The organism is Gammaproteobacteria bacterium (genome assembly GCA_036383255.1).
Classification (GTDB): Bacteria; Pseudomonadota; Gammaproteobacteria; order Natronospirales; family REEB76; genus DASUBN01.
On the sequence record DASVOS010000004.1, the window covers coordinates 61,546 to 82,426 of the forward strand.

The window sequence follows — 20,881 nt, forward strand, 5'->3', positions numbered from 1 at the left end:
GGCTTGCATGGGAGCCGCGGGCGTGAAATCCGGACCTAAGCCCGGACCGTCACCGGGGATGCAGCCAGTGGGGCAGGAACTTGTAGGGGTCGTCCGTCACGGCCTCATCGAACTTCACGCCATGCTGTTTGAGCGCCTGCTGCATGCGCCCGTCGCGCAGGCGGTCGAAGGTGTCCGTGCAGCCGCCGATGAACTCCCCGGCGACGAACAGCTGCGGGATGGTGACGCTGCCGGTCCTGGCCTGCAGTGCGACGCGGATCTTGCGGCCCCGCTCGCCCTCCTTGTAGGCCACCGAGTCGAGGTCCACGGACCGGTAAGGGATCCCGTAGCGGGCGAAGGTCTTGCGGACCGACCAGCAGAACTCGCACCACTCGTGCGCGAACATGACCACGACGTCCTGATCGTCCGCGATGGCGGCGTCGATGAACGCCACGGCCTCCGCGTCCAGCTCGGCGGGCGCCACCGCCGGCGGCGGGCCCGCGGACGGCGCGCGCAGGTCGAAGCGCGCGCTGGGCGTGGACTTCGACAGCTCGAGCTCCGCGTCGGTCATGTCGACGGGGATGTCCTCGAACAGCGGCGTGGAGAGGTAGCGCTCGCCCGTGTCCGGCAGCATGCAGAGGATGTTGGTGCCGGGCGGGGACTCCGCGGCGAGGGCCAGCGCGCCCGCCAGGGTCGCGCCGCCGGTGATGCCGCAGAAGATGCCTTCCTTCCGGGCCAGGTTGCGCGTGCGGCGCAGGGCCTCGTTGCCGTCGATGGGCAGCACGCGGTCGATCAGCCCGCGCGCCTCGTCCGCCAGCTTGGGGATGAAGTCCGGGGACCAGCCCTGCATGAGGTGTGGCCGGAAGTTCGGATGCGAGCGCGCGGCGGAACCGTCGGGCCGGCGCTCCTGGGGTATGCCGCTGCCCAGGGTCTGGGAGTTGTCCGGTTCGCAGACCGCGATCTTCGTCCGCGGGCTGTCCTGCTTGAGCTTGCGCGCGATGCCGTTCAGGGTGCCGCCGGTGCCGAACCCGGTGACGAACCAGTCGAGCCCGCGGCCGGCGAAGTCCTCCAGGATCTCCACCGCCGTGGTGCGCATGTGCATCTCGGCGTTGGCTGGGTTCTCGAACTGGCGGCACAGGAACCAGCCGTGCCGCTCCGAGAGCTCCACGGCCTTCTGCAGCATGCCGCTGCCCTTCTCGGAGGCCGGCGTCAGCACCACCCGCGCGCCGAGGAAGCGCAGCATCTTGCGGCGCTCCACGCTGAAGTTCTCGGCCATGGTGACCACCAGCGGATAGCCCTTGGCGGCGCAGACCATGGCGAGTCCTATGCCGGTGTTGCCGGAGGTGGCCTCGATGACGGTCTGGCCGGGCTTGAGCGCACCGCGCCGCTCGGCGTCCTCGATGATGCCCAACGCCAGGCGGTCCTTGACCGAGCCCATGGGGTTGAAGGATTCGACCTTCACGAACACGTCCACGCCCGGCGGCGACAGCGTGTTCAGCCGCACGACCGGTGTGCGGCCGACGGTGGCGAGGATGTCGTCGTATATCGGCATGGGTGCGGATCCCGGCGGATGTCAGCGCAGAAAGTGTACAGGGCCCCCGGCGGCGGCGCGGAGATATGCGACGTCTGCACAAACCCCCGCCGGGTTAGCATGGGCTCATGGACCTCCTCGGCCTCCTCTACCCCGCCCATTGCGCCCTGTGCGGCGGCCGCGGCGGCCGGGGACTGGACCTGTGCCAGGCCTGCTTCGACGAGCTGCCCTGGAACCGCCATGCCTGCCCGCGCTGCGCGGCGCCGCTGCCGCCGGACGCGGACGCGGCCCTCTGCGGCGCCTGCCTCAAGCAGCTGCCGAGCTGGGACGAGGCGAAGAGTCCCCTCGCCTATGCCTATCCCGTGGACAAGCTGGTGCAGCGCTTCAAGTTCGAGGGCGACCTCGCGGCGGGGCGCCTCCTGGGTGAACTGCTGGCGGAGTTCCTGGCGGCGGGCGGCGAGAAACCCGACTGCATCGTGCCGGTGCCGCTACATCCTGAGCGCCTCAAGGAGCGCGGCTTCAACCAGGCGGTGGAACTGGCGCGTCCGTTGTCGAAGCGCTTGAAGATAGGAGTCAGGCTCGACCTCTGCGAGCGCGTGCGCGCGACGGAGGTGCAGTCGAAGCTCGACTCGGCGGAGCGGCACAAGAACCTGAAAGGCGCGTTCAGCGTCACCGGCGGGGTGCAAGGGAAGCACGTGGCGCTGCTGGACGATGTCATCACCACCGGCGTCACGGTGGAGACCCTGGCACGGGAGTTCCGGGATGCCGGCGCCGCGCGGGTGAGCGTGTGGAGCGCGTGCCGCGCCGCCGCGCCGGCCTGACTTTACCGATGACAGTTGCGGACCTTCCATATACGCGCCGCCGCGTGCGGCGCATCACAGCGTTGCAGCGCCATTGAAGTATCTCGGGCATCGAGCCATCGACGGATTGGGCCTTCGCCCGATTCAGCGGGTAAATGTCGTACGCGATAGTGCAGCTGTATCCCGCATGGATGCGGACGGTTGCCGATGCATTCTTCGATCAAGTCCCTGTTCCTTTGCCTGACACTCGCGGCCTGTACCCATATGGACCCGCGCTTGAGCCCTCAGGGCGCACTGTTCGCCGGGCAGCTCGAGCGCATGACCGGGGACTACAACCTGGCCCACGGCACCGACTACCCGGCACCGCAGCTCAGCCTCGACGCCATGCCGGCACAGCCCTCGGTGATCGGCACCGCGGACTACTCCGCCTGGACCATCCACATCAACTCCGCGTGGCTGAAGCGCAACCCCTGCCTCGTGCAGGGCGAGGCCCTGCCCCATGAGCTGGCGCATCTCTTCGTCTACTACGACAAGTACGGCCCGCCCCAGACTGCGACGCTGAACGGCCGCCATGGCCCGGTACAGGTGGCCATGAACGGTCCGGGCCTGCAGGATCTCTCGGAAGAGCATGGGAAGGAATGGCAGGCCACGGCGCGCGCCCTGGGCGCGGATCCCTGCCGGGAGGGTTACTGCTACTCGGTGAAGCCCTACAAGAAGTATCCGCCGGACTGCAGCGGCAGCCTTGCAGCGCGCTAGCACTGCACCCGCGAGATCTTCTCCAGCGCGCTGATCGCGCCTTCCAGGTCCTTCTCCCGCACCAGCAGGTAATCCGTGTCGAAGGTCGCCACGGTGAAGACGCTTATCTTCGCCTCGGCGAGCGGAGCCGTGAGGGCCGCGATGATGCCTGTGAGGGAGAAGTCCAAAGGTCCCTGCACCTTGAATGCGCGCCAGCCGTGCTCGGCCTTCGCATCCTTCGGCACCAGCGCCTCGGGACAGACGACGGAGAGCTCGTCGGCGGTGCGGGTGATGCTCAGAAACTCCTGAGCGCCCAGCGTCAGCGTGGAAGGGACAGCCGCATCCGGCTCCAGCTTGCAGACGGTGTAGCGCCCGACCAGCAGCTTCAAAGTCAGCATGTCAGGCGTGGTTGAAAGTGTAGTGCAGCATGATGCCCACGAAGACGGCACCACCGAACCAATTATTGTTGAGGAACGCCTGGAAGCATCTCTGGGGATCGCGCCTGCGGATCAGGTATTGCTGGTAGGCCGCGAAGCAGGCGGCGGCGGTGAGGCCCGCGTAGTAGGCGCCGCTGAGCTCCAGGCGCGTGCCGATCATCACCAGGTTGACGAGCAATGCCGCCTGCAGGATCGCGAGGATGGCCCGGTCCATGGAGCCGAACAGGATGGCGGTGGACTTCACGCCGATCCGGAGGTCATCGGCCCGGTCCACCATCCCGTACAGGGTGTCGTAGACCGTGGCCCAGAGGACGTTGGCGATGAAGACGAGCCAGGCCTCCGGCGGCACCGCGCCGGTGGCGGCCGCGTAGGCCATGGGGATGCCCCAGCCGAACGCGAGGCCGAGGTAAGGCTGCGGCAGGTAGGTGTAGCGCTTCATGAACGGGTAGCTCATGGCGAGCGCGAGGCCCACGAACGCGAGCTCGATGCAGAGCGTGTTGAGCGTGAGCACCAGGGCGAAGGCGATGAGTCCCAGGATCACGAACAGTACCCAGGCCTCCACCACGCTCACCTCGCCGGTGGCCAGCGGCCGGTCCTTGGTGCGCGCGACGCCCGGGTCGTAGCGCCGGTCGGCATAGTCGTTGATGATGCAGCCGGCGGCACGCATCACGAACACGCCCGCCACGAACACCGTGAACAGCTTCGGCGTGGGATGGCCGGCGGTGGCGAGCCACAGGGCCCAGAGCGTGGGCCACAGCAGGAGGAACGCGCCGATGGGCTTGTGCAGGCGCATGAGCCGCGCATAGGCCCAGAGGTCCGCGCGCAGCATCGGCCACCATTCTTTAAATGGCCGGCTGTAGCGGAACTTGAGCCAGTAGGGCTTGAGGCGCGGATCAAGCATGGCTAAGCCCCGGCAGGAAGCATTCATAGATGAGGATGCCGGCGCCGCCCACGGTGATGAGCGAGCGGCGAGCCCACAGCGGCGTTTCCGGCAGCCGGTCGAGGCCCGCCACCGCCTCCTTATAGAGGTGGTCGTGGACGTCCAGCTCGGCCACCTGGATGGGACCGCGCTTCGCGTCCGCTTCCGCGAACACCCGCTCGCCCAGCGGCTGCTCCCCCAGGTCCTTGAGCCAGCGCTCGGCGCCGCCCACGGCGAGGGAGCGTGCGTACACCAGCGGGGCGCGGCCCCAGAGGTATACCTGCCGCACGAAGCCCGCTTCCTCCGGCTTGGCATCCAGGAGCAGCATGTCCTCTTCACTCAAGGCGAAGTGGCCCTGGTTGATGAGCTGCACGCGGAACGCGGCGCCCGCCTTCGCGCGCAGGCGCTCCGTGAGGGAACCGGCCTCGGCGATGAAGGACCAGAGCGCGGCGGGGCACCGGGCGGCGGGCCGCTCCGCCACCGGCTTCCAGGTCTGCGCGTCCTGAAGGGCTGTCGTCGTCATGCAGGGAGATTGTAGCCGCTCAGGCGTGGCCGTAGCGCTCGGTCTCGCCCAGCCATCTCCTCACGATGAGATTCACCCGCTCAGGATACTTCTCGAGCAGCAGCGCCGCCGCCTGCTGCACCTTGGGGATGAGCGGCGCGTCCCGCAAGAGGTCCGCGATGCGCAGGTTCACCTCGCCCGCCTGGCGCGTGCCGAGCAGCTCGCCGGGACCGCGCAGCTCCAGGTCCTTGCGCGCGATCTCGAAGCCGTCGTTGGTGGCGCGCATGGTGTCGAGGCGCGCGCGAGCCATGGAGCCGAGCGGCGGCTTGTATAGCAGCACGCAGCTCGACTCCGCCGCGCCGCGCCCGACCCGGCCGCGCAGCTGGTGTAGCTGGGAGAGGCCGAGACGCTCGGCGTTCTCGATGATCATGAGGCTCGCGTTCGGCACGTCCACGCCCACCTCCACCACGGTGGTGGCCACCAGCAGGTGCAGAGTGCCGTCCTTGAAGCGGTCCATGATCGCATCCCGCAGCTTGGGCTTCTGGCGGCCGTGCAGCAGGCCCACCTTGAGCGCGGGCAGCGCGGCGGCCAGCGCCTTCGCCGTGTCCTCCGCCGCCTGGGCCTGCAGGAGCTCCGATTCCTCGATGAGCGGGCATACCCAGTACACCTGGCGGCCCTCGCGGCAGACCTGCTCCACCCGCGCCACCACCTCGGCGCGCTTGGACTCCGCGAGCGCCACGGTCTTCACCGGCTTGCGGTTCGGCGGCAGCTCGTCGATGGCGGAGACATCCAAGTCCGCGTAGGCGGTCATGGCGAGGGTGCGCGGGATCGGCGTCGCGGTCATGATGAGCTGGTGGGGATGCAGGCCCTCGCCGCCGCCCTTCTCGCGCAGCGCGAGGCGCTGGTGCACGCCGAAGCGGTGCTGCTCGTCGATGATGACGAGCGCGAGATGCCTGAAGCGCACCTCCTCCTGGAACAGCGCATGGGTGCCGATGGCGAGCTGGGCGCTGCCGTCCTTGAGGCGCGCCATGGCCGCCTCGCGCTCCGCCGGCTTGCTGCGGCCCGAGAGCCACACCGGCTCGATGCCAAGCGACATCAGCCAGTTCGAGAAGTTACGGAAGTGCTGCTCCGCCAGGAGTTCCGTGGGCGCCATCAGCGCCGCCTGCTTGCCTGCCTCGATGCAGGCGAGCGCCGCGAGCGCCGCCACCACGGTCTTGCCGCAGCCCACGTCGCCCTGCACCAGCCGCATCATGGGATGGGGTCGGCGCAGGTCCCGCAGGATCTCCGCCGCCACCCGTTCCTGCGCGTGCGTGAGCCTGAACGGCAGCGCGGCGCGGAAGCGCTCAGCGAGACGCCCTTCACCCGCGAACGGCACGGCGCGGCTCTCGTCCTCCGCGAGGCGCAGGCGGCGCAGGCTGAGGTGATGGGCCAGCAGCTCCTCGAACGCGAGGCGCTGCTGCGCCGGATGACTGACCTCCATGAGCTCCGCCAGCGGCGCATCGGTGGGCGGGCGGTGCACGTAGCGCAGCGCCTCCGCCAGGGCCGGCATGTCCGGGCCCAGCAGTTCGGCGGGCAGGAGCTCGGGCAGCGGCGTGGCGGAATGGTCCAGCAGCCGCAGGGCCTGGTCCGTGAGCGCGCGCAGCTTCATCTGCTGCACGCCCTCGGTGGCGGGGTAGATGGGCGTGAGCGCAGGCTCGCGTGGCTTCAAGTCCTCCGCGCCGAGCAGCTTGTACTCGGGATGCACCATCTCCAGCGTGGCCTTGCCGGGACGCACCTCGCCGTAACAGCGCAGCCTGGCGCCGCGCGCCAGCATCGCCATCTGCGCTGCGTTGAAGTGGAAGAAGCGCAGCGTGAGCGCGCCGGTGCCGTCGGCGATGCGGCTGAGCAGCACGCGCCGGCCGCGGTAGGCGGTCTCGGTGAGTTCCACCGTGCCTTCCACGCTCGCATGCAGGCCGGGACGCAGGGCGCCGATGGGGGTGATGCGGCTGCGGTCCTCGTAGCGCAGGGGCAGGTGGAACAGCAGGTCGCCGACCTCCCGGATGCCGAGCTTCTCCAGGCGCTCGGCCACCTGCGGGCCGACGCCGCGCAGGCGCGTGACCGGTGCGCCGGCTCCCACGGCCCCGGGCCGCACGATCACCGGCCCATGCCCATCAAAAATGATTCAGGAATTTTCAAGGCTCGCTCCGGCTTCGGCCGCTGCTGGTGGGCTATACCCAAAGGCAGCCGGCACCATGTTAAACGGCGGTGGCGGCGTAAAACCACAAAGATGGAGGGGACACCCATGCACCTCGGGAACAGACTGACCGCGTTCTGCCTCATGGCCGTCTTCGCGCTGGCGACCTCCCACGCGGCCGAACAGGCTCCACCCGCCTCCACCGCCGAGGTGCCCCAGACCTTGGATCTCGGTTCCGTCCACGTGAGCGGGAAGATCCAGGTGGCCCAGGTGCTCGCCACCATCAAGCAGGCGCTGAAGGCGCCCGACTCCACCGACGCCAAGCACCGGGACGACCTCGTATGCCGCTTCGTGAAGGAGCTGGCGAATCCACGCACCTATCTAGATTGCGCCACCAATGCCACCAACGGCCAGCGGCGCACCAACACCCAGACCTCGCGCTTGGCGGCGGCCTGCAGCTCCCAGACCTGCGACAAACCACAGGACTTCAACGTCATCATCCACACGCTGGTGGCGAACCAGCCGGGAGACCGGCTGCACGTGCAGGTGAATCCCCATGACTTCAGGAAGATGCTGGAAAGCGTGACGGTGGCTCCGCCCGCCTCCACCGTGCCCGCTGCAGCGCCCGCTGCGGCGACCCGCGGTCTTTGACGGTCAGGCCACCACCATCACCGCGTCGATCTCCACCCGCGCGCCGCGCGGCAGCGCTGCGACGCCGATGGTGGCACGGGCCGGATAGGGCTCCTGGAAGTATTCGGCCATGACTTCGTTCACCTGGGGGAAGTGCCCGAGGTCGGTAAGGAAGATGGTGACACGGACCACGTCCTTGAGCCCGTCGCCCGCGGTCGAGGCGACTGCCTTCAGGTTCTCGAACACCCGGCGTGTCTCCTGCTTGATGTCGCCGCTCACGAGCTCACCGGTCCTGGGGTCCAGCGGGATCTGCCCCGAGAGGTACACCGTGTTGCCGGCGCGGACCGCCTGGGAGTACGGGCCGATGGCGCGGGGAGCCTGGTCGGTGAACACGCTGGTGCGGGCCATGGGACGGACCTCTTGGAAGGTGGATGCGGCAGGCACACATATTAGCGCAGGCCGCCCGGCGGGCCGCCCCGGAGGCCGGCTAAGAAATGATTCAGAAATCGGCCAGCCCCGGCTCAGGTCTCCGCTGCTAAACCCAGTATGAGAACAACCACATCCGGGGACGACCATGCACCGCAAGAGCCCGTTCCACCTCAAGGCCGCCGCCACGCTGCTGGCCCTTGCCTGCCAGCTGCCGGCTCACGCCGACGAGCCCAACAAGGACGAGGCCACGCTCTACCTCGGCAACATCACCATCGTCGGGCAGCAGAAGATCGTGAACGCGCTGCGCGCCATCAAGCTCGCACTGCACACGCCCTACTCCGACGACCCGGCCCACGCCGACGACGTGGTCTGCCGCATCAACAAGGGCCTGGGCGAGCAGCATGAGTACCTGGACTGCGCCACCAACAAGAACTACAGCAGACGCCGTGGGGCGACGCAGGTAGCGGTGCTGGTGGGGACGTACGGCATCCCCGACCACGGAGTCCAGCAGATGTTCGCCGCCATGATAGCGACCCAGCCGAACCACGCGCTGCACGTGCCGGTGCAGGGCGGCGCACTGCAGGCGCTCCTGGCGCAGGTGCCGGACGACGCCCGCGTGGTGGAGCCCGGTGAAGACGTCCACACGGTGCCGGCGGCGGGCACCGTGACGGCGCCGTCCGGTGCCACGGGTGGGCCCACCGACCGGTATCGAGCGGGGCGTGGCTAAGAAATGATTCACAAATCTGCCATGCCTGCCGTGCCCGGGGCCTGCTAAACCGGATATACGGAAAAGCAAAGCCGTACACGCGCTCCACGCCGAGCGCACCATCAAAACCGGAGGACGACCATGAGTACCAAGATCAAGACCCTGACCCTGCTCGGCAGCGCGCTGCTGGCGCTGTCCTTCACCCTGCCGGCGCTGGCCGATGAGCCCGCCGACGCCGCCGACGGCGACGTGATGACGCTCTACTTAGGCAAGCTGCCGATCACTGGCAAAGAGAAGATCGTGGCCACCCTGGTGGCGATCAAGAAGGCGCTGCACGAACCGCTCTCCAACGATCCGGAGAAGGCCGAGACGGTGGTGTGCAGCGTCGTCACCGACACCGACAGCCGCAAGGAGTACCTGGACTGCGCCACCAACGCGGCCTATGCCGGACGCCGCCAAGCCACCACCGTGGGAATGATCAGCCGCAAGCTCGGCATCCCACAGGGCGGTGGCGAAGACGGCATGACCCAGGCGGATTTCGACTCGCTGGTGGCCAACCAGCCGAACAACCGCCTCCACGTGCCGGTGAATGGCGCCGCGCTGCAGTCGCTGCTGGCTTCCATCCCGGACGACGCGACCGTGGTTGAGTCGTCGGGCGGCTGACGACGCCGACGACAGGCGCATCCCGCCGTCCTACCCCCCGGCGGGATGCGCCTTCTTTACGCCAGTCCCCACTCCCGGGAATGCAGCCGGGCCGGTGCGGGTTATCCCGATTGGGAGCACCCTGCTCCCTCACCTTGGAGCAGAGCCATGTCCCGCACCCTCCTCTTGTTAGCTTCATGCTGCCTGTCCCTCGCTGCCCTGGCGGACGAACCCGCCACGGAGCCCCCGCCGACGCTCCAGCTCGGCACGGTGTCAGTGACCGGCGAGCGCAAGATCATGGAGACACTGCAGGCCATCAAGGTCGCCCTGCATGCGCCTTTCTCCAGCGACGCCGCCCACGCGAACTACGTGGTGTGCCGCATCAACAAGTCGCTGGGTGAGGCCCGTGAGTATCTGGACTGCGCCACCAACCGCGATTTCACGCAACGTCGCGAGGCCACCCAGACAACGATCATGATCGGGACATATGGCGTGCCGGGCGGAGGCAATCCGCTCGATTACTTCGTCGCGGCCCAGCCGAATCACCAGCTGCACATGCCGGTGCAGGGCGCCGCGCTGCGTGCGCTGCTGGCGCGGGTCCCGGACGCGCCGACCGACGAAGGTGCAAGGCTGCAAGCCTCGCCGGCCGCGGCAACCCGCGTGCCTCCGGCCTCTACCAAGGCGCCGGCACCGGGCGCTCAGCCAGTCAGTTGGTGAGAGGCTAGGCACATGCGCGCGCCGCATGCGACGCGCGGCCCACCATGGACGGCGGAGCTGGAAACGACGCCAGGGACGGCTCGGTGACCGGCTCTAAGCCTTGCTGCGCGATATGCGCATGACTTGCGGGTGAGCGGCGAAGCCGCGAACGACATGCCATGGATGGCATGGCTGGAAGGCACACCAGGGATGGGTAAGAACTAGAGCTAAGCCTTGCTGCGCGATATGCGCATTACTTGCGGTAAACCGCGCAGCCTGCGCAGGATGCGTGCCAGGTGGGTGCGGTCCCGCACGCCGATGACGAAGGTGAGTACCGAGGTCAGGTCCTCGCGCTGCTGCTGGTTCACATGCTCGATGTTGGAACCGAGGTCCGCGATGGCGGCGGCCATGGTGGCGAGCACGCCGCGCTGGTTCGCCACCTCTGCCCGCACCTCCACGGGGAAGTCGCGCTTGAGCTTCTTCTCCCACTGCACCTCGATCAGCTTCTCCGGCTGGTTCTTGTACTCGGCGAGGTTGCCGCACTGGTCGCGATGCACCACGATGCCGCGGCCGGCGGTGAGCACGCCGACGATGCGGTCGCCGGGGATGGGATGGCAACAGCGGGCGAACGTCACCACCAGGCCCTCGGTGCCGCGGATCAGGAGCGGCGCGCTGGCCTTGGCGGCCGGCGCCTCGTCCTCGCCGCGGGCCGGCATCAGGCGACGCGCCACCAGCGGCGCCAGGTGGTGGCCGAGGCCGATGGACTCGTACAGCTCGTCCGCGTCCTCCAGCTTGAACTCCTTCACCACCGCCGCCAGCTGCTCGTCCGGGATGCGGCCGAGCTTGAGCGAGAGCGCAGCGAGAGCACGCTCCAGCATGCGCTTGCCGAGCTCCACCGCTTCGTCACGCTTGAGGTTCTTGAGGTAGTGGCGCACGTTGGCGCGCGCCTTGGCCGTGACCACGAAGTTGAGCCAGGCCGGGTTGGGGCGGCCGTTCGGTGCGGTGATGACCTCGATCGTCTGGCCGTTCTCGAGCTGGGTGCGCAGGGGCACCAGCCGGCGGTCGATCTTGGCGGCCACGCAGGCGTTGCCCACGTCGGTATGCACGGCGTAGGCGAAGTCCACGGCGCTGGAGCCGCGCGGCAGGCGGCGGATGTCGCCCTGCGGCGTGAACACGTAGACCTCGTCCGGGAACAGGTCCACCTTGACGTTCTCGAGGAACTCGAGCGAGTTGCCCGTACCCTGCTGCATCTCCATCACGCCCTTCAGCCATTCGCGGGCGCGCACCTCGGGGGCGGTGGCGCCGCCCTCGCCGGTCTTGTACTGCCAGTGGGCGGCGATGCCGGACTGGGACACCTTGTGCATGTCCTCTGTACGGATCTGCACCTCCAGCGGCACGCCGGCCGGGCCGATCAGCACCGTGTGCAGCGACTGGTAGCCGTTGGCCTTGGGGATGGCGATGTAGTCCTTGAACTTGCCCGGCACCGGCTTGAACAGGTTATGCACCACGCCGAGCACGCGGTAGCAGTCGTCGATGCGCGGCACCACGATGCGGAACGCGTGCACGTCCAGCACCTCGGTGAGCGGCAGGCGCTTGGCGCGCATCTTGCGGTACACGCTGTAGAGGTGCTTCTCGCGGCCTTCCACGTCGGCGGCGATGCCCTCGCGCTGCAGCGCCTGGGTCAGGCTCTTGCTGATCTTCGCCACCATCTCCTTCTGGTGGGTGCGCGAACGCTTGAGGTGGCGGGCCAGCACCTTGTAGCGCATCGGGTGCAGTGCGTGGAAGCCGAGGTCCTCCAGCTCCATGCGCATGTCGCTCATGCCGAGGCGGTGGGCGATGGGGGCGTAGATCTCGAGCGTCTCGGCGGCGATGCGGCGGCGCTTGGGCGCGGGCATGGCGTCCAGCGTGCGCATGTTGTGCAGCCGGTCGGCGAGCTTGACCATGATGACGCGGATGTCCTCGACCATGGCGAGGACCATCTTGCGGAAGTTCTCGGCCTGCGCCTCGGCGCGGCTCTTGAACTTGATCTGGGTGAGCTTCGACACGCCGTCCACGAGCTGGGCCACCTCGGGCCCGAAGCGGGTGAGCAGCTCCTCCTTGAGGGTGGGCGTGTCCTCGATGACGTCGTGCAGCAGCGCCGCCTCGAGGGTGCGATAGTCCATGCGCAGCTCCGCGAGGATCTGCGCGACGGCGACAGGATGGGTGATGTAGGCCTCACCGGAGAGACGGCGCTGGCCCTCGTGGGCGTCGGCGCCGAACAGGTAGGCCTGGTTGACCTCCTCCACCTGGGACTCGGGGAGGTAGGTGCGGAGCTTGACGAGCAGCTCGTCGATGCCGGTCGCCCGCTTCCCAAGGACCCTTTCGAAGATGGAAGAAGCGACCTGGCTCATATGTTGCGGGACACGCTCTTCGTTAGAGCGGGTCCTCCGCGTCCATCATCACGACGGGCTGCTGCTCCACCGGCTCTTCCTCGGGGATGACCTCGACCTCGTCCAGGATCGCCGGGCCGACGTTGCCGGCCGCGATCTCGCGCAGCGCCACCACGGTGGGCTTGTCGTTCTCCCAGGGCACGGTCGGCTCCACGCCGCGGGCGAGCTGACGCGAGCGCTTGGTCGCGACCAGCACCAGCTGGAACAGGTTGTCCACGTTGCCCAGGCAATCTTCGACAGTGACACGCGCCATCTGGAACTCCGGCAAAAAGGCTTGGAAAAACAGGGTCTAATAGTCTACCGGAGGGGTAGGGTTATTGGAACCCCGCGTCAGCCCAGGAGCGTGTCCAGGATGGGCTTCAGGCCCGGCCGGTCAGCCCGGGCGGCCTGGCCCCGGCCGCTGGCGATGCCGGAAAGCTCCGCCAGGGCATGGTCGAAATCGTCGTTCACCACCACGTAGTCGAACTCATGCCAGTGGGACATGTCCCCCACCGCGTCCTTGAGGCGCCGGGCGATGACCGCGTCGTCGTCGGTGCCGCGGGAGCGCAGGCGCCGCTCCAGCTCGGCCCGGCTGGGGGGCAGGATGAACACCGAGACCGCCTCGGGCATGAGCTTGCGCACCTGGGCCGCCCCCTGCCAGTCGATCTCCAGCAGCACGTCACGGCCGGCGGCGAGCTCCGCTTCCACCGCCTTGCGGGAGGTGCCGTAGTAGTTGTCGAAGACCCGGGCGTGCTCCAGGAACTCCCCGGCCGCCGCCATGCGCTCGAACTCGGCCTTGTCCACGAAGTGGTAGTCGTGGCTGTGGGTCTCGGTGGGCCGCCGCGGACGGGTGGTGTAGGAGATGGAGAACCGGATGTTCGGGTGGTCCTTCAGGAGCGCGCGCACCAGGCTGGTCTTGCCGGCGCCGGAGGGCGCCGTGACCAGGTACAGGTGGCCGCGCTTGGCGGCGCTCACGTGCCCTCTTCCGGTTCGCGGCAGGCCACCATCAGGGTGCGGTAGGTCCGGTTGCCGCCATAGGGCTGTTGGGTGTCGCGGCCCATGCCGTTCACCTGCTGGGACGATTGGGATAAGACGTCGTAGCCATGAGCGCAGCTGCGCTGAGCCTTCTTGTAGCAGTCCTCCCAGGCCTGGTCCGCGCCGGAGCAGTCCACGGAGTAACCCGCCTGCATGCCGGGCTGCATGACGGGAGGCGAAGCGCAGGAACTGGCGGCGGCCAGCAGCACGGCGACCGGCAGGGACAGCGCAGACGTGGGGAGACGGCGCATCATTCGAGGTTCTGCACCTGTTCCCGCATCTGTTCTATGAGCACCTTGAGATCCACCACCTGCTGGGTGATGGCCGCGTCCTGGGACTTGGAGCCCAGCGTGTTCGCCTCGCGGTTGAACTCCTGCATCAGGAAGTCCAGGCGCCGGCCCACGGCGTCGCCGCTCTTGAGCGTGTCCGAGAACTCCTTGAGGTGGCTGCCGAGCCGGTCCAGCTCCTCGGCCACGTCCAGGCGCTGCGCCACCATCACGAGCTCCTGCTCCAGGCGCTGCGGGTCCACCGTGCCCTTCAGCTCCTCGACGCGGGCGCGCAGCTTGTCGCGCAGCGCGTCCAGCATGGCGCCCTGCTTCTTCTTGAGCTCGCCCACGATGCGCGCGATCTCGGCGGCGCGCTCACGCAGCATCGCCGCGGTGCGCTCGCCCTCGCGGCCGCGGGCGGCGAGCAGGTCAGCCAGGGTTTCGTCCAGGAGCTTGAGCGCCGCCTGGGCCACCGTGTCCACGTCCAGCGGCGGCTCCTGGACCACGCCGGGCCAGCGCAGCACCTCGGCCGGGTTCACCGGCGCCGCGGCGCCGACCAGCCCCGCCACCTGGGCCAAGGCGTTGCCCACGGCCCGCGCCCGCGCCTCGTCCACCTGCAGCGACGCGCGGCCGCCGCCGGCCGGCTCGAACCTGAGCTGCCCGTCCAGCTTGCCCCGCTTGACCCGGGCGGCGATACGCTCGCGGCACTCGCTCTCGAGCGCGCGCAGCTCCTCCGGGAGCTTCAGACCCATGTCCAGGTAGCGGTGATTGACGCTGCGCACCTCCCAGATGAGGACGCCGAAGTCGCCGCGCGCCTCGCGGCGCGCAAAACCGGTCATGCTGCGAGCCATGTCGTTCCTGAGTTCCGGCCGGGAATGTCCGGGGGTTTGCAATGGTAAGCTAAACGGCAGGCACGCCCAAAGCGCCGGTCGCAGGGGCCGGACATCAGGGGACAGCGCAGTGAACGTCGAGACAGCCCAGGTCAGCCGCCAGGGCAACCGCAACGATAACCAGGACCGGGCGTCCATCGTGGTGACGGACACCCGCATCCTGCTGACCGTGGCGGATGGCATGGGCGGCCACATCGGCGGCGACGTGGCGGCGGAGGCCGCCATCGACGCGCTGGTGCGCAGCTTCAAGCGCCTGCGCGGCGGCATCCGCGACGCCGGCGACTTCCTGCGCGAGAGCATCGTCGAGGCCCACGAGGCGGTGGTGATGCTGGGCGCCTCGCTGGCGCCGGAGCTCAGGCCCCGCACCACCATCACCGTGTGCGTGGTGGCGGACAACACCGCCACCTGGGCCCACGTGGGCGACAGCCGCATCTACCTCGTGCGCGACCAGAAGGTCCTGATCCGCACCCGCGACCACAGCGCGGTGGAACTGCTGGTGCAGCAGGGCCTGCTCAAGGACGCTGACGTGCATACCCACCCCATGCGCAACTTCGTGGAGCAGTGCCTGGGCGGCGACCCCGAGATACCCCAGATCACCATCACCGAACCGCGCGCGCTCATGGCCGGTGACGTGATGCTGCTCTGCTCCGACGGCTTCTGGGCGCCGCTCCAGGAGGACCACGTCGCGAAGGAACTCAACTCGCACCTGGAACTGCAGGACATACTGGACGTGCTGGCGCGGGAAGCCGAGGAAGCCGCCGCGCCAAGCAGCGACAACGTGACCGCGGTCGCCCTGCGCTGGATGGACTGATTTACGACCTGTCGCGCCGCGTTCGAGGCCACGCCTTTATAATCCCTGACCTGTCCTGACCCTGGTGATCCCCATGCGCACCGGCCGCGCCGCGCACGAACTGCGTCCCATCGCCCTCACCCGCCACTACACCCGCCATGCCGAGGGGTCGGTGCTGGTGTGCTTCGGCGACACCAAGGTGGTGTGCACCGCCAGCGTGGAGGAGCGGGTGCCGGGCTTCCTCAAGGGCCAGGGCAAGGGCTGGGTCACGGCGGAGTACGGCATGCTGCCCCGCGCCACCCACACCCGCTCGGACCGCGAGGCAGCCCGCGGCAAGCAGGGCGGCCGCACCCTGGAGATCCAGCGGCTGATAGGGCGGGCCTTGCGGTCGGTGATGGACATGGAAGCGCTGGGTGAGCGCACCCTGACCCTGGACTGCGACGTGCTGCAGGCGGACGGCGGCACCCGCACCGCCGCCATCACCGGCGCCTACGTGGCACTGAAGGACGCGGTCGCGAACCTGCGCAAGCGCGGCCTGTTGAAGAAGGATCCCGTGCACGGCGCGGTGGCGGCGGTGTCGGTGGGCATCGTAGCGGGCCAGCCGGTGCTCGACCTCGAGTACACCGAAGACTCCCAGGCCGAGACTGACATGAACGTGGTGATGAACGACGCCGGCGCCTTCGTGGAAGTGCAGGGCACCGCCGAGGGCCACGCCTTCCACCGCCACGAGCTGGACTCGCTGCTCAAGCTCGCGGAACAGGGCATCGCCGAACTGCTCAAGAAGCAGCGCGAGGCGCTGGCGCAGTAATGCGCAGGGTCGTCCTCGCCACCAGCAACGCCGGAAAGGCGAAAGAACTCAACGCGATGTTGAGCGGGCTCGACATGGAGATCGTGCCCCAGAGCGCGCTCGGCGTGCCGGAGGCGGAGGAGACCGGTTTAACCTTCATCGAGAACGCTATCCTCAAGGCGCGCAACGCCGCGGCCCGCACCCAGCTCCCGGCCATCGCCGACGACTCGGGGCTGGAGGTGGACGCGCTGGCCGGCGCGCCCGGCATCTACTCGGCGCGCTACGCCGGCGCCGGAGCCGGCGACCAGGCCAACCTGGAGAAGCTCCTCCATGCGATGCAGGACGTGCCTGACTTCGGCCGCGCCGCGCGCTTCCGCTGCGTGATCGTGTACCTGAAGCACGCCGCCGACCCGGCGCCGCTGGTGACCGAAGGCGTATGGGAGGGCTCCATCCTGCGTGCACCCAAGGGCACGAACGGCTTCGGCTACGACCCTGTGTTCTGGGTGCCGGAGAAGGGTTGTTCCTCGGCTGAGCTGCCGCCGGAAGTGAAGAACCAGCTCAGCCACCGGGGCCAGGCCCTGGCCCGGCTCGCCGCCCATTTCCGGGCGCGCCACTAGAAACCCATGGCCCTGCCGCCGCTTTCTCTCTACGTGCACCTGCCCTGGTGCGTGAAGAAATGCCCTTACTGTGACTTCAACTCCCATGGGCTCAAAGGCGCACTGCCGGAGAGCACCTACGTGGATGCGCTGCTGAAGGACCTGGACCAGGACCTGCCGCGCACCGGCGGGCGCGAGGTGCAGACCATGTTCTTCGGCGGCGGCACGCCCAGCCTCTTCAGCGCCGAGAACATCGGCCGTTTCCTCGCGGGCGTGCGCGCACGCATGCCGGTGGCGACGGATGTGGAGGTGACGCTGGAGGCGAACCCGGGCACCGTGGAACATGGGCGCTTCGCCGCTTACCGGGAGGCCGGGGTCACGCGCCTCTCCATCGGCGTGCAGAGCTTCGACCCGAAGAAGCTGGAAGTGCTGGGGCGCATCCACTCCAGCGAGGAGGCAGGGCGCGCGGTGGAGGAAGCCCACGCCGCGGGCCTGCACAACTTCAACCTGGACCTCATGTACGGGCTGCCGCGCCAGACCCTGGAGGAGGCGGAGGCGGACATCAGGCAGGCCATGGCGCTCATGCCGGCCCACATATCCCATTACCAGCTCACCCTCGAGCCCAACACCCTGTTCCACGCGCATCCCCCGGTGCTGCCGGACGAGGAGACGATCTGGAGCATGCAGCAGCGCTGCCAGGAACTGCTGGCTGCGCACGGCTACAGCCAGTACGAGGTCTCCGCCTACGCGCAGGCAGGCCGCCAGGCGCGCCACAACCTCAACTACTGGCGCTTCGGTGATTACCTCGGCATCGGTGCCGGAGCCCACGGCAAGCTCACGGATGATGCAGGCACTGTGACGCGGTTGTGGAAGCTGAAGCACCCGGATGCCTACCTCGACAGCGCCGGCACGCCCAAGTCCCTGGGGGGCGTCTCGCAGCTCTCGGAAGGAGACCTCGCCTTCGAGTTCATGCTGAACCGGCTGCGCCTCACCGCGCCCTTCAGCGCCGCTGAGTTCGAATCCGCCACCGGCCTGCAGCTGGAGCGCATCCAGCCGGGCCTGGACCGCGCCGTGGACCTCGGCCTGCTGGAGGCGGTGCCGGAGGGCTGGAGGGTGACGTCCCGCGGGCAGAATTACCTCAATGACCTGCAGTCATTATTCCTGCCGGCGGATGCAAGCCGTAAGGTTAGAGCCTAGACTGAAATGAGGTCTTAGCGTCGAGGATCCAAGCATGACGGATTACCAGCCCATCTCCTGCGACCTGCACAGTGAGTACGAGCTGGCCATCATGCACCGCACACCCCTCACCCTCTGCTGGCGCGGCCAGGATGGGCTCGATCACCTGGAGACCTTGCTGCCCCAGGACCTGGAAACCCGCAACGGCGAGGAATTCCTGGTGGTCCGCAACGGCGCCGGCGAGCAGTTCAAGGTGCGACTGGACCGCATCAGCGCGGCCCATGTGCGGGCGACTCAGGCAAACACCTGAGAAGGTTTTAGGCGCTGCAACAAGCAGTTATGCACACTTGCTTTCCGTGGAACGCAAGCGTGGAACCTGCATGTAGGTTTTACGACACTTTCCATAATGCGATACATAAGTCATTGTTTCTTATTGCCTTCCCAATTGGCTAGGTTTTGGCCGAAAAACGAATTTCACGCGATTTTCCGGGGGGCGATACGGGTGGTCGGAATCCATCCACAGAGTTATCCACAAGAAATGTGGACAAGCGCAGTTTCAGCATCCACAGCAAGCACTTAAGACCATCTGCTGAGACTCCCGCTTATGTAGCGCGCCTAACTCCAGGCCTTGCCTGGGACCTGCATGGACCCCATATCCTCAGCCTTGCCCATCAAGACCGCGCGCGCTATGATGCGCGCCCTTTTGAGGGCCCAAAAAGCCCTGACATATCCGTCCCAGAGGTTCCGAAATGAAAGCCGCCACCCATCCTGACTACAAAGACATCACCGTGACCTGCAGCTGCGGCAACACTTTCGTGACCCGCTCCACTCTCGGCCACGACCTGGCCGTGGAAGTCTGCTCCAGCTGCCACCCGTTCTTCACGGGCAAGCAGAAGATCGTGGACACCGCCGGCCGTGTGGACAAGTTCCGCAAGAAGTACGCCCGCGGCGGCAAGACGGCCTAAGCATCCCCTTCCGGGCCGCCCCTGTTCGGGTGGCCCGGATTCCCCCACCCCCTCCATTCCAGGGCCTTCCGGCCCCGGGCTTGTATTGCCTCGGCCGGGGCATATACTTGATTTGACACTTTCTGACCGTGTTTTTGGGAACCTCGATAACCATAAAGGGGTGAGAGCGATGTCCCAGGGGAACCTGTTCAAGACTGTCCCGCCCCTCTTGCTGGCCACGCTCGTGGCGGTCCTGTTCGTGGCGGCCTGCGTCTCCTCCGGCAGCGACTACGGCGGCGGCGGCAGTTCCGGTAGCGGCGGCGGCGGCAACGGCTGCCCAGCCGGTGACTGCAACTCCAACGGCTACTGCTGCCCGTCGAACACGCCCTACGGCTGCAACGGCTACTGCTATGCCACCTACAACGATGGCGCGGCGGCCGGCTGCACGGACTATAAGACCGTCTGCTGATCCCAAAGGCGGCGCTCCCATGACCCGTCCTCCTGCCGCGCGTGCGACGCGCTGGCTGCTTGCATTGCTGGCGGTGAGCGTCCTCACCAACCTTCTGTTCGCCTACCGCATCTACCTGCCGCGCTGGGTGCAGCGCTGGCACGAGGCCATGGCGGTGCTGCCACCGGTGCAGGCCGGCGAGCACCTGCGCGGTCCCGCCGATGCCCGCGTGACCCTGGTCGAATACTCGGACTTCCAGTGCCCCTACTGCGCCACCCTGCACCAGGAGCTGCGCGAGGGCGCCGGCGGCGTGCGCTGGGTGTACCGCCACGACACCCTGAACGCGGGACACCCGGAGGCGAACCCTGCCGCCGAGGCGGCCGAGTGCGCCGGCGAACAGGGACGATTCTGGGACTATGCGGATGCGCTGTTCGTGAACCAGAAAGAACTCGGCGCCACGCTCTACTCCAGGCTCGCAGGGGAACTCGGCCTCGACGTCCCGCGCTTCGGCGCCTGCCTGAGTTCGGGCAAGTACCGCACGCTCATCCGGCAGGAAGCCGCCGGGGTGGCGGAGTTGCACCTCATCGGCACCCCCACCTGGTTCGTGAACGGCAAACGCTACATGGGCGCGCGGGACGCCAAGGCCCTGGCGGGAATACTGCAGGCAGCGGCCGCGCCATGAAGCACGTGCTCCTGCTCGTGCTGCTCCTGCCGATGGCGGTCTTGGGCGCGCCCGCGCCGGACCTTACCCTCAGCGGCGTGATCCTGGATGGCGCCGACAGCCTCGCGCTCATCCGCGTGGACGCAGGCCGCGACCGCGGCTTCCGCGTGGGTGACCGGGTTGCATCGGGCCTCACGCTCGCAGGCATCGAGGCGAACCAGGTCTGGCTCGAGGGAGACGGAACGCGGCGCGCGCTCATGTTGGCGGGACTCGGCGAGCACGGCGCCGCGGCCGGGGGCGGTGCCCCGCGCGTGGTTCGGGCGATGCCTGCCCACGCGGACGCGTTCCTCGACCCCATGCCGGGCATCAGCTACGTCAGCGACACCCACTTCATCGTCTCACGCGGCACGTTGCAGTCGTTCCTGGGCTCACCTAAGGCGCTCAGCGAGGCGCGCTGGCTGCTGCAGAAGGACGGCGGCCTCTTCATCGCCAGCATCAAGCGCGGCAGCGCTTACGAGAAGGCGGGTCTTCGGGTCGGCGACGTGCTGCAGCAGGTGAACGGCAAGACCCTGAAGAGCACCGATGATGTATATGCCCTCTACGGCGGACTCGGGAAGCTCGAGCACCTGGACCTCACGGTCCGGCGCATGGGCCGGGAAGAGCACCTGCTCTACGATTTCCGGCCCTGAAGGCCCGTCTCC

Annotated in this window: 26 protein-coding genes; 15 read left to right on the forward strand and 11 right to left on the reverse strand. The window is 68.1% G+C overall.

All coding sequences use genetic code 11. The annotated features are described in order from the left end of the window. Nucleotides 1-49: 49 nt before the first annotated feature. On the reverse strand, nt 50-1,531 hold the full coding sequence (gene cysK / locus VF651_01275; protein HEX7964320.1) for a cysteine synthase A: 1,482 nt from the start codon (nt 1,529-1,531) through the stop codon (nt 50-52). Nucleotides 1,532-1,638: 107 nt separating this feature from the next. Here cysK and VF651_01280 point away from each other — a divergent pair, with 107 nt between their 5' ends. Together VF651_01280 and VF651_01285 are read left to right on the forward strand one after the other, a co-directional pair. Beyond that, entirely contained in the window at nt 1,639-2,331 is a 693-nt protein-coding gene (locus VF651_01280) for a ComF family protein (protein ID HEX7964321.1), read from the forward strand. A 255-nt stretch (nt 2,332-2,586) separates the two neighbouring features. Then, entirely contained in the window at nt 2,587-3,066 is a 480-nt protein-coding gene (locus tag VF651_01285; GenBank protein ID HEX7964322.1) for a hypothetical protein, read from the forward strand. Here the strand turns inward: VF651_01285 and VF651_01290 are convergent. The 4 genes from VF651_01290 to recG form a co-directional block, all read right to left on the reverse strand. After that, nucleotides 3,063-3,443 carry an ACT domain-containing protein gene (locus VF651_01290; protein ID HEX7964323.1) on the reverse strand — a complete coding sequence of 127 codons (381 nt, stop codon included), beginning with the start codon at nt 3,441-3,443 and terminating at the stop codon, nt 3,063-3,065. The two genes, VF651_01285 and VF651_01290, sit on opposite strands and share 4 nt — an antisense overlap. Nucleotide 3,444: 1 nt before the next feature. Then, nucleotides 3,445-4,311: a 4-hydroxybenzoate octaprenyltransferase gene (ubiA, locus tag VF651_01295; protein ID HEX7964324.1), complete on the reverse strand. Its 867-nt coding sequence runs from the start codon at nt 4,309-4,311 to the stop codon at nt 3,445-3,447. 64 nt (nt 4,312-4,375) lie between these two features. Then, complete coding sequence (locus VF651_01300; GenBank protein ID HEX7964325.1) at nt 4,376-4,924, reverse strand: chorismate lyase; 549 nt, start codon at nt 4,922-4,924, stop codon at nt 4,376-4,378. 19 nt (nt 4,925-4,943) lie between these two features. Further along, nucleotides 4,944-7,040 (reverse strand): ATP-dependent DNA helicase RecG, encoded by a 2,097-nt coding sequence (gene recG / locus VF651_01305; protein HEX7964326.1) that lies wholly within the window; start codon nt 7,038-7,040, stop codon nt 4,944-4,946. 144 nt (nt 7,041-7,184) lie between these two features. Here recG and VF651_01310 point away from each other — a divergent pair, with 144 nt between their 5' ends. Then, a complete protein-coding gene (locus VF651_01310; protein ID HEX7964327.1) occupies nt 7,185-7,727 on the forward strand; it encodes a hypothetical protein in 543 nt (180 codons plus the stop codon). 3 nt (nt 7,728-7,730) lie between these two features. On the opposite strand, the gene VF651_01315 is transcribed toward VF651_01310, so the two are convergent. After that, nucleotides 7,731-8,114 carry a RidA family protein gene (locus tag VF651_01315; GenBank protein HEX7964328.1) on the reverse strand — a complete coding sequence of 128 codons (384 nt, stop codon included), beginning with the start codon at nt 8,112-8,114 and terminating at the stop codon, nt 7,731-7,733. Between the two features lie 166 nt (nt 8,115-8,280). Between VF651_01315 and VF651_01320 the strand changes: the two genes are divergently transcribed. From VF651_01320 to VF651_01330, 3 genes are all read left to right on the forward strand, one after another. Further along, the gene (locus tag VF651_01320; GenBank protein HEX7964329.1) at nt 8,281-8,862 is read left to right on the forward strand and encodes a hypothetical protein; all 582 of its coding nucleotides are present in this window, start codon (nt 8,281-8,283) and stop codon (nt 8,860-8,862) included. A gap of 120 nt (nt 8,863-8,982) precedes the next feature. Next, nucleotides 8,983-9,504, forward strand: a complete 522-nt coding sequence (locus VF651_01325; protein ID HEX7964330.1) for a hypothetical protein — start codon at nt 8,983-8,985, stop codon at nt 9,502-9,504. Between the two features lie 147 nt (nt 9,505-9,651). Then, nucleotides 9,652-10,200, forward strand: a complete 549-nt coding sequence (locus tag VF651_01330) for a hypothetical protein (protein HEX7964331.1) — start codon at nt 9,652-9,654, stop codon at nt 10,198-10,200. A 206-nt stretch (nt 10,201-10,406) separates the two neighbouring features. On the opposite strand, the gene VF651_01335 is transcribed toward VF651_01330, so the two are convergent. The 5 genes from VF651_01335 to VF651_01355 form a co-directional block, all read right to left on the reverse strand. Beyond that, nucleotides 10,407-12,569, reverse strand: a complete 2,163-nt coding sequence (locus tag VF651_01335) for a bifunctional (p)ppGpp synthetase/guanosine-3',5'-bis(diphosphate) 3'-pyrophosphohydrolase (protein HEX7964332.1) — start codon at nt 12,567-12,569, stop codon at nt 10,407-10,409. Nucleotides 12,570-12,591: 22 nt separating this feature from the next. After that, the gene (rpoZ, locus tag VF651_01340; GenBank protein HEX7964333.1) at nt 12,592-12,861 is read right to left on the reverse strand and encodes a DNA-directed RNA polymerase subunit omega; all 270 of its coding nucleotides are present in this window, start codon (nt 12,859-12,861) and stop codon (nt 12,592-12,594) included. A gap of 77 nt (nt 12,862-12,938) precedes the next feature. Further along, a complete protein-coding gene (gene gmk / locus VF651_01345) occupies nt 12,939-13,562 on the reverse strand; it encodes a guanylate kinase (GenBank protein ID HEX7964334.1) in 624 nt (207 codons plus the stop codon). Further along, nucleotides 13,559-13,876, reverse strand: coding sequence for a hypothetical protein (locus VF651_01350; protein HEX7964335.1), 318 nt, complete (start codon nt 13,874-13,876; stop codon nt 13,559-13,561). The genes gmk and VF651_01350 overlap by 4 nt, the downstream gene beginning before the upstream one ends. Next, entirely contained in the window at nt 13,873-14,739 is an 867-nt protein-coding gene (locus tag VF651_01355) for a YicC/YloC family endoribonuclease (GenBank protein ID HEX7964336.1), read from the reverse strand. Before VF651_01355 ends, VF651_01350 begins: the two co-directional genes overlap by 4 nt. A gap of 109 nt (nt 14,740-14,848) precedes the next feature. Here VF651_01355 and VF651_01360 point away from each other — a divergent pair, with 109 nt between their 5' ends. The 9 genes from VF651_01360 (at nt 14,849) to VF651_01400 (ending at nt 20,869) form a co-directional block, all read left to right on the forward strand. After that, complete coding sequence (locus tag VF651_01360; GenBank protein HEX7964337.1) at nt 14,849-15,589, forward strand: PP2C family serine/threonine-protein phosphatase; 741 nt, start codon at nt 14,849-14,851, stop codon at nt 15,587-15,589. A gap of 73 nt (nt 15,590-15,662) precedes the next feature. Then, nucleotides 15,663-16,376 (forward strand): ribonuclease PH, encoded by a 714-nt coding sequence (gene rph / locus VF651_01365; protein HEX7964338.1) that lies wholly within the window; start codon nt 15,663-15,665, stop codon nt 16,374-16,376. Next, complete coding sequence (gene rdgB / locus VF651_01370; protein ID HEX7964339.1) at nt 16,376-16,972, forward strand: RdgB/HAM1 family non-canonical purine NTP pyrophosphatase; 597 nt, start codon at nt 16,376-16,378, stop codon at nt 16,970-16,972. The genes rph and rdgB overlap by 1 nt, the downstream gene beginning before the upstream one ends. Before the next feature lie 6 nt (nt 16,973-16,978). Then, a complete protein-coding gene (hemW, locus tag VF651_01375) occupies nt 16,979-18,148 on the forward strand; it encodes a radical SAM family heme chaperone HemW (protein HEX7964340.1) in 1,170 nt (389 codons plus the stop codon). A gap of 34 nt (nt 18,149-18,182) precedes the next feature. Next, nucleotides 18,183-18,437: a Rho-binding antiterminator gene (locus VF651_01380; GenBank protein HEX7964341.1), complete on the forward strand. Its 255-nt coding sequence runs from the start codon at nt 18,183-18,185 to the stop codon at nt 18,435-18,437. A 439-nt stretch (nt 18,438-18,876) separates the two neighbouring features. After that, a complete protein-coding gene (gene rpmE, locus VF651_01385) occupies nt 18,877-19,092 on the forward strand; it encodes a 50S ribosomal protein L31 (protein HEX7964342.1) in 216 nt (71 codons plus the stop codon). Nucleotides 19,093-19,261: 169 nt separating this feature from the next. Next, complete coding sequence (locus VF651_01390; GenBank protein HEX7964343.1) at nt 19,262-19,540, forward strand: hypothetical protein; 279 nt, start codon at nt 19,262-19,264, stop codon at nt 19,538-19,540. Between the two features lie 19 nt (nt 19,541-19,559). Next, on the forward strand, nt 19,560-20,201 hold the full coding sequence (locus tag VF651_01395; GenBank protein HEX7964344.1) for a thioredoxin domain-containing protein: 642 nt from the start codon (nt 19,560-19,562) through the stop codon (nt 20,199-20,201). After that, nucleotides 20,198-20,869 carry a PDZ domain-containing protein gene (locus VF651_01400; GenBank protein HEX7964345.1) on the forward strand — a complete coding sequence of 224 codons (672 nt, stop codon included), beginning with the start codon at nt 20,198-20,200 and terminating at the stop codon, nt 20,867-20,869. Before VF651_01395 ends, VF651_01400 begins: the two co-directional genes overlap by 4 nt. Nucleotides 20,870-20,881 lie beyond the last annotated feature (12 nt).